Source organism: Pseudorhodoplanes sp. (assembly GCF_050250235.1).
Classification (GTDB): Bacteria; Pseudomonadota; Alphaproteobacteria; order Rhizobiales; family Xanthobacteraceae; genus Pseudorhodoplanes.
The window spans coordinates 1-8,046 of record NZ_JBFWPA010000202.1 but is presented as its reverse complement, the minus strand read 5'-3'; the positions used below and the strand labels follow the sequence as shown (position 1 = coordinate 8,046).

7 protein-coding genes are annotated in these 8,046 nt (G+C 60.5%); 4 read left to right on the top strand and 3 right to left on the bottom strand.

Translation table 11 applies throughout. The annotated features are described in order from the left end of the window. From AB7F49_RS36255 to AB7F49_RS36245, 3 genes are all read right to left on the bottom strand, one after another. On the bottom strand, window positions 1-732 hold a 732-nt coding region (locus AB7F49_RS36255; protein WP_428531812.1), incomplete at its 3' end, for a PHP domain-containing protein. Further along, a complete protein-coding gene (locus AB7F49_RS36250; protein WP_428531809.1) occupies window positions 729-2,252 on the bottom strand; it encodes a Y-family DNA polymerase in 1,524 nt (507 codons plus the stop codon). The genes AB7F49_RS36250 and AB7F49_RS36255, both read right to left, overlap by 4 nt. Then, window positions 2,167-2,925, bottom strand: a complete 759-nt coding sequence (locus AB7F49_RS36245; RefSeq protein ID WP_428531806.1) for an ImuA family protein — start codon at window positions 2,923-2,925, stop codon at window positions 2,167-2,169. Before AB7F49_RS36245 ends, AB7F49_RS36250 begins: the two co-directional genes overlap by 86 nt. A 135-nt stretch (window positions 2,926-3,060) precedes the next feature. Here AB7F49_RS36245 and AB7F49_RS36240 point away from each other — a divergent pair, with 135 nt between their 5' ends. The 4 genes from AB7F49_RS36240 to AB7F49_RS36225 all read left to right on the top strand — a co-directional run. Beyond that, window positions 3,061-3,678: a hypothetical protein gene (locus AB7F49_RS36240; RefSeq protein ID WP_428531803.1), complete on the top strand. Its 618-nt coding sequence runs from the start codon at window positions 3,061-3,063 to the stop codon at window positions 3,676-3,678. Window positions 3,679-3,791: 113 nt separating this feature from the next. Continuing rightward, window positions 3,792-5,792, top strand: a complete 2,001-nt coding sequence (locus tag AB7F49_RS36235) for an ATP-binding protein (protein ID WP_428531800.1) — start codon at window positions 3,792-3,794, stop codon at window positions 5,790-5,792. A 123-nt stretch (window positions 5,793-5,915) separates the two neighbouring features. Continuing rightward, window positions 5,916-7,277: a glucoamylase family protein gene (locus tag AB7F49_RS36230; RefSeq protein WP_428531797.1), complete on the top strand. Its 1,362-nt coding sequence runs from the start codon at window positions 5,916-5,918 to the stop codon at window positions 7,275-7,277. A gap of 84 nt (window positions 7,278-7,361) precedes the next feature. Next, the coding region (locus AB7F49_RS36225) for a DUF3800 domain-containing protein (protein WP_428531794.1) at window positions 7,362-8,046 on the top strand (685 nt) is incomplete at its 3' end.

Below are 8,046 nucleotides of genomic sequence, written 5' to 3'. Positions count from 1 at the left end.
CGTGCGCGCCAGGGCCTCGGGATGACGGCTGAACAGCCGCGCCATTTCCTCGGCCGGTTTGAGATAGCGATCGGCATGCCGTTCGCGCCGGAAGCCGGCGTCGTCGATCGTGACGTTGTGGCGAATGCAGGTGACCACATCCTGCATCATGCGGCGGACCGGCTCGTGGAAGAGCACGTCGTTGGTGACGACTGTCGGCACCCGCATCGCGGCCGCCAGGTCTGCCAGCTCGTAAAGCCGCAACTGGTCGTTCGGACGTCTGCGCAAGGTGAGCGCCAGATGGGCGCGATCGCCGAAGGCTTCGCGCAGCCGCCGCAGACGGACGGCGCAGAGGTCATCGGCTTCGTCCGGCACCAACACCGCGATCAGTCCGTCGCCATACGCGACGACATCATCCCATTCGAGATGACACTTGGCTTTGCCGGCCCTGCCCTTGCCGAGCGAAAGCAGACGGCAAAGGCGCGAATAGGCAGGTCGGTCGGTCGGGTAGACCAGGATCGACATGCCGTCGGCGAGATCGAGGCGACAGCCGACGATCAGCCGGACGCCTGTCGCCTTCGCCGCTTCGTGGGCGCGCACAATGCCGGCAAGCGAATTGCGATCGACGACAGCCAGCGCCTCGATGCCAAGGAGCGCCGCCTGAGCGAATAGCTCTTCGCAGGAGCTTGCCCCGCGCAGGAAGCTGAAATGCGAGGTGACCTGCAGCTCAGCATATCGGGCTCTGCCCGTCATCCGAAGATCCCGTGCATGAACCATTTGTGCGATCCGGTCGCGGCATCCTCGCCGTCGCCGGCACGGTAGACCCAGTAGCGTTCGCCGTTCTCATCCTCGACCTGGAAATAGTCCCTCACCGCCGCGAGCTCGGCGTCGCGCTTCCACCATTCCCCGAAGATGCGTTCCGGACCGTCCGCCCGTTTCACACGGCGCCGCACCCCGCGCCAGGTGAAGGTCACGGGCGGATGGTCTGGGAGAAGGGCCACCGTCTCGATCGGCTCGGGCCGTGGCAGCAAGCGCGATGGGCGCGGCCAATGGCCAGGCCAGCCCTCGCCGGTATCAGGCGCCATTGGGGCAATCCGTTGAACCGACCGTTCGGGAACGTCGCTCTGCACCGGGGCGAAGCGATAGAGGCGGTCCTCACCGACACGGTTGGCGAGGATGTCGATCACATCCGACACATCGGGTTCGGGCGCCTCGGCGAGCGGGGAAATCATCTGCTTGGCCCGCAGCGGCTCGGCAACGGTCGCGGCAAGCCGCATCAGTTCGATGCCGAACCCTGGATCGATAGTTTCTATTTTATCTGTGAGAAGCCGGGTCAAGCGCTTCGTGTCACGCACCGGCATTGCTGTGCCGACACGGATCGCCTCGACGCGGTTATCGACACGGAAGAACAGAAGGTCCAGCCGCCGCGCACCCTGCCCTCGCGTCTCGAGTTCGGCGCAAAGTTCGGCCACCAGCTTGCCGGTATAGCGCGCGATTGTTTCTGCCGCGCCGATCGGCTCGGAAAAATTGCGGCGCACTTCGACGATTTCCTCCGGCCGGATCGGCTCGATCGGTTCGCTCACCCGCCCAAACGCCTGGTCGAGGCGGCGGCCGGGTTCCGGTCCAAAACGCAGCGCGAGCGACGCGCGCGGCGTGCCAGCGAGGTCCGCAATTGTCTCGAAGCCGAGCCGCCGCAGGCTATCGATCGTCGCTGTGGGCAGGCGAAGGGCAGCGACCGGCAAAGGCAGGACCGCCTGCGCTGTCTCGCCGGAGGGGATTACGGTCGTGGCCCGCGTACCGAAGCGCGCCAGCGCATGCGCGGCCCCCCAGCTGTCGGCGACCGCCGCCCGGGCCGTGATGCATGCAGCGGCGAGCCGTTGCACCATCTCGGCAAGAATTGCAGCCTCGCCGCCATGCAAATGATCGGCGCCGGTCGTGTCGACAACGATGCCGTCCGGCGGATCCACGGCGACGATCGGCGCGTAGCGGCGCAGCGCCCACAGCGCCAATCGCGCGAGCGCCATGGCGTCGGCTTCGGGCTCCGCATCATGGACGACAAGGCCCGGAACCAGCGCCTGCGCCTTGCTCGCCGGCATGCCGACGCGCAGGCCGGCCGCGCGCGCTGCCGCATCGGCGGCAAGCACGACGCGGCGACGACCGTCACGGCCGATGAGGACGAGCGGCGCCTCAGGCGGAGGCGCGGCGTCGCCCGATTTCCTTCTGAAGCGGTCTGTCAGCCACATCGGCAGGAAGAGCGATACGACCCTTGGCATCGCAAGCCTCCACTATGAAATCTGCACTCTCTCCTGCACGGCATCGGATCAGTTCAAGCTGCCAGCGCGCACGCCCGACTCCCTGAACCGGCAATGGCGTCGACGGCACGACCGACACCCGCCAGCGTGTCTCGGCCGCGGTAGGCTGGCCGAAATCGGTTGCCTCCGTCTGGCGGCGCCAGCGGCGAATGGCGATGCCGATGGCGCCGGAGCTTTCGGCGGCAAGCTGAAGCCGCCGTGACGCCGTCATCGAAAGCCGTGCAATCTCGGCAACGACAGCGCCAAAGCCGCCGCGAAGACCCTCTTCGAAACAAGCGAGAACGGATTTTTCGTCGCCGACTTCGACATAGATCACCCTTCCTGGAGGCAGGCCGGCCTGTTCGATTGCCGGCGCGAACAGATCGGGCCGGGTAACGCACCACAGCACCTTACCAACCGTGCGGGCGGCAATCCCTGCTGCAAAGAGTGCCGCAGCCGCGCCGTCGACAGCGCCATTCCCGCCGCCCGCGACCTCATGCAGACCGCCGAAAGCCAATCCTCCTCCCGGCAGAACCCTGTCGATCGCGGCCACTCCAAACGGCAAAACCGTACGGGCGCGCGCATTTCCACCTTCGAGACGCGCGATGCGGTCTCGAAGCTCGGAAATGGTAGCTGGGGGCGCCGATACACTCATCTGTCCCTTGAAACGCGGAAAGCCTGTGATATGTTCTACATTTGTTCTCGTCTTGACTAAGAGTCAATCGGGATGATGTCGTGCCCCTGCGGAAGGAAGAGGCGTCGATGCTCCTGAATAACGAAGGAGGAAGTGATGACCATCACCATCCGCGTCGAAGGAGCGCAGCCGGAAGAAATCGTGCGCGGCCTGCTCGCCGCCCAGGAAGTGTTCGACAAGGCCGGGGTCACGCCTGACCAGGCAGCGATGGCGCGTTTTGTCGTCGAGGGTTGGGACATCCGTGGCTTTACCGGCAAGGTGCCCGAGGACGAACTCGCAATCTGCACCGTCTGGGATGAGGCCGACCAGGCGGCGGTGCAGGTCTGCTGTGCCGACTGGGCTCCAGACAAAGTACCGGGTTCGGCCGATCTTGAGCTCGTGCGAGAACCGCAGCGTTTCAGGTTCGCATCGGAAGAAGAGCGCAGCGAATGGCTGTTTCAGACAGCCGATGCCGGCATCCTCGAGGAGATGTGCGAAGAAGGCTACTTTAACGACGGTCGCCCGGAGGATGAGGTCGCGTTCCTGCTCGACGATTGGGATTTTGAGCTGCGGACCGAGGAGCAGCGTCGGCTCTACCATGAGCGCATCTATCCGCTGATGCGTGTGTGGTTTTTCGAACGCGACCGCTTCGAGGAAGAGTATCACCGTCTGCGCGCAGCGTGGTCGTGCGACAAGCGACCGGACGATCGTCAGTTTGAATTATTTACCGCATGACGCTGTACGTAGCCGCATCGCCGGGAGTGCTCTCCGTTTAAGCGCGGCGGCGCCGTAGACGCACTATGGCGCGATAACCCAAGCCTGGACTATGGTGCCGATCAGGGGGAACCATGCCTGAAACACATTACAAGGTCCGGGTCGAAAGCGACCACATAAAAAAGCTTGCCAATGCAAAGCCTATTCCCGCGCTTGCCGAATTAATTTGGAATGCGGCGGATGCCGATGCTTCTCGCATCGATGTCGAGATCGAAAGCAACGATTTCGGAATGCAGGCGATCACGGTGCGCGACAATGGCCATGGCATTCCTCACGACGAGGTTGAAGGACTGTTCGGAAAGCTCGGCGGCTCCTGGAAGGCGCATGGAAACCGCTCAAAAACGAAATCACGAATTCTCCATGGAAAAGAGGGAAAGGGGCGTTTCAAGGCTCTCGCGCTGGGCCGGGTCGCCGATTGGACTGTCATCTATCGGCAGGATGATAAATTGCTGCGCTATACGATCACAATCCTGCGAGAGGACCTCGTCGATGTTCGGGTATCTGAACCCTGCGAAGCGGATCGTGGCCTCAAGCCTGGCGTCGAAGTCAGGATCACAGAATTGGATCGCAGCTATCGGTCCCTTGAGCCAGATCAAGCACTTCACTCGTTCGCCCAAATTTTCGCGCTGTATCTGACCGACTACTCGGACATCGCCGTATACGTCGAACATCAGCGCGTCGATCCATCGGCACTCATCGCTAGCCGCCAGACACTACCTCTTGCCCCCATCGTCGAAGATGGGGTCAGCTACACTGCCGCCCTTGAGCTCATCGAATGGACGTCAGCGTCGGAGCGATGGGTTTTCCTGTGTGGCGAGGAAGGGTTCCCCTTTCACCGGATTTCTCCGAATTTTCATGTCCCTGGTGCTCAGTTTTCTGCCTATCTCAAGTCCTCTTTCATCAGCGAGCTTCAGAAACGAGGAGTTCTGGAACTCGCTGAGATGAACGGACCTCTTCAGGCCGCCTATGAGGAGGCCGAAGGCAAAATCAAACTTTTCTTTCGCAATCGTGAGGTCGAGGCAGCCCGCTCCGAAATCGAGCAATGGAAGGCCGACGAGATCTATCCATATCGCGATGAGCCAACAACGGCCGTGGAGCGCGCCGAGCGCAAGGTATTCGAGATCGTCGCTCTGAACGTGAATAACCACCTTCCGGAGTTTTCAGACGCCAACCGCAAAACAAAGGCATTCCAACTTAGGATGCTGCGTCAAGCCATCGAACGTGGTCCTGACGAGCTCCAGCTCATTCTGAAAGAGGTGTTGGATCTTCCAGAACGTAAGCAGCAGGAACTCGCAAAGCTGCTCGAGGAAGCAGATCTTGCCAACGTGATCAGCGCCTCAAAGCTTGTATCAGATCGAATGAAATTCGTTCATGGGCTTGAGGCTTTGCTCTTCGACCCCGACAGCAAAAAGCTGTTGAAGGAGCGCAGCCAACTGCACCGCATGCTCGCCGAGAACAATACCTGGGTCTTTGGGGAGCAGTTCAATCTCACCGTCGATGACCAATCCCTAACGGAGGTACTTCGTAAGCACCGGAAGCTGATCGGGGAGGATACGGTCATAGACACCCCGGTAAAGCGCATCGATGGTAAGACTGGAATCGTCGACCTGATGTTGTCGCGGTCTGTTCCTCGGAATCACGCCGATGAACGAGAACATCTTGTGGTTGAATTGAAACGCCCAACTGTGAAGATCGGCGCTGATGAAATCACGCAGGTTGAGAAGTACGCCTACACCGTCGCTGACGATGAGCGCTTTCGCCATCTCAAAACACGTTGGACGTTCTGGGTTATATCGAATGACCTTGATGGATTCGCGCAGGTTAAGACACGTCAAAAGGACAAGCCGAAAGGGCAGATTTCACAGACTGACGACGGACGCGTGGAGGTTTGGGTCAAGACCTGGTCCGAGATCATCGCCGAGTGCAAGGCACGAATGCACTTCGTGCAGCAGCACCTACAAGCAAATGTCGATAAGGAAAGCTCTTTAAAATATCTCAAGAAAACCTACGATAAATATCTCTCAGGCGTCGTTGAGGTAGATCAGGACACCGTCCCCGAGTCGGTCGACGCCTGACGACCGGTTACGGTCGCGCACGGCAGCGCCGTTCTGGTCGGGTGCTCCTCCGCCTTCCCCCGCGGGGGCGACGCGCTTGATTCGGAATCGTCAGGCCGCCAGCTCAACTTATTCGCGGTGTGAGTGCGACGTCGTTATAAGCACGTTGATCAATCGTACAGCGCCCGGCCGACAATGCCTTTACTTCCCACACCCAATCTACCACCGCACGCCGCCGATCTTGACGACGATACGCTGCTGGACATCGTTCAACGGCAAACGGTCGGGTTTTTCTGGGAGGGCGCCCATCCAGGCAGCAGCCTTGCCCGCGATAGGCAGAAGACCACTGGCGACCCTGCCAATGATCTCGTTGCGATCGGCGGCACCGGCTTCGGCATCATGGCTCTTATCGTCGCGGTAGAACGCGATTGGATCGATCGCGCCGCAGCGCTGCGGCGATTGCTTCGGATGCTCGACTTCCTGGAACGTTCGCCGCGGTACCACGGCATGTTTCCACATTTCATCAACGGCCGCACAGGAGAGACGATCCCCTTCCGGCGCAAGGATGACGGCGCTGATCTGGTCGAGACGACCTTCTTGTTCCAGGGACTGATCTGCGCTCGCGAATATTTTGCCGGCGACACTGCAGAAGAAAACACCCTGCGTGATCGCGTGAACAGGATGCAGTCGCAGGCCGAGTGGAACTGGTTCGTACGTGGGGACAGGCAGCTCCACTGGCACTGGAGCCCGAACCATGGCTGGGCGATGGATCGCCCGATCAGGGGCTGGAACGAATGCCTGCTCAGTTTTGTGCTGGCGGCCGGATCGTCATCCCACCCTATTGATCCGAAGATCTATCATGACGGCTTCGCCGCCGGGTCCGGCTTTCGAAACGGGCGCGAGTACCACGGGATCTCGTTACCGCTCGGCATGAATTTCGGCGGTCCGCTCTTTTTCGCGCATTACTCTTTTTGTGGACTTGATCCGCGCGGCCTCGTGGATCGCCATGCCGATTATTGGGACCAGAACGTTCGGCACGCCCAGATTAATCACCGGCATTGCGTCCTCAATCCGCATGGTCAAATCGGTTACGGATCCGATTGCTGGGGCCTGACATCGAGCCACGGGCCGGGGGGCTACGCCGCGCATGCACCAGACCGGGATCTGGGCGTCATCACGCCAAGCGCCGCACTGTCGAGCTTCCCTTATGTGCCGACAGAAGCCATGGGCGCGTTACGCGGCTTCCTGACGAAACCGCGAAGCCGCATCTGGGGACGGTACGGTTTTGTTGATGCGTTTTGCGAAAACCGAAACTGGTACTCACGAACCTATCTCGCGATCAATCAGGGGCCGATCGTGGTGATGATCGAGAATCACCGGACGGGGCTCATATGGAATTTGTTCATGAGCGCCCCAGAAATACGACTTGGTCTGACGAAGCTTGGCTTCACCGCAGGGGAAGGAGGTGCGGCGGGCTTGATTGGACGACGCACTCGGGAGGAATAAATGTTGCCTCAATCGACGGTCGGGGGAGCTGACCGCGTCGAAATTCAATACAAGTAGAATACTCGGAGCAGCGAAGGGCATGTGGTGACACTACTACAAGGGTATTTCGACGACAGCGGGAGTCACGGCGGCGAGGGGATTTACGCACTGGGCGGGTTTCTTGCGCCAAGCATAAGCTGGCAGCGATTCAGTGCGGAATGGCAGGGTGTTTTGAACAAGGATCCCGCTATCGATTACTTCAAAATGAGCGAGGCAATCTCACTGCGAGGACAATTCGATCGTTGGCCGGGTCCCCTCCGGGATCAGAAAGTTTTCGCGCTCGCCGAGGTGGCGGAAAGGTGGGCTGTCGCTCGCATCTCTGCGATGGTCTTCAAGGAGGATTTTGACACTCACATCAGAGGAGTGTCGCCTTGGCGCGAACTCGATAATCCCTACTTTTTGCTCTTCAATCAGATCATCGTTCTGACCCTGGGCTTTGTCCAAGAGCTCGGCAAGCGGACGCTGGATATCAGCGACACGAAGGTCGAGTTCGTCTTCGACGAACAAGGGCTGATAGGGCGAGACGCGGAGGGGTGGTGGGATGTGCTGAAGCTGGCGCTGGAGCCGGAGAAAGTGCAGCTTCTGGGAGCCCCTCCAGAGTTCGGCTCCGACAAGCGGCTATTTCCGCTGCAAGCAGCCGATCTCCTTGCCTGGTCTGTCAGGAATGTCGTTGAAGGCGGCGAAGGCAGTGTGCTCACGAACGCCGTAGTCCAAACCCTAAAACGGGTCC

Excerpts from the sequence above, each read along its gene's own strand:
- AB7F49_RS36240 (WP_428531803.1), top strand. The coding sequence starts at position 3,061 with ATGACCATCACCATCCGCGTCGAAGGAGCGCAGCCGGAAGAAATCGTG.
- AB7F49_RS36250 (WP_428531809.1), bottom strand. The coding sequence starts at position 2,252 with ATGCCAAGGGTCGTATCGCTCTTCCTGCCGATGTGGCTGACAGACCGC.
- AB7F49_RS36235 (WP_428531800.1), top strand. The coding sequence starts at position 3,792 with ATGCCTGAAACACATTACAAGGTCCGGGTCGAAAGCGACCACATAAAA.
- AB7F49_RS36245 (WP_428531806.1), bottom strand. The coding sequence starts at position 2,925 with ATGAGTGTATCGGCGCCCCCAGCTACCATTTCCGAGCTTCGAGACCGC.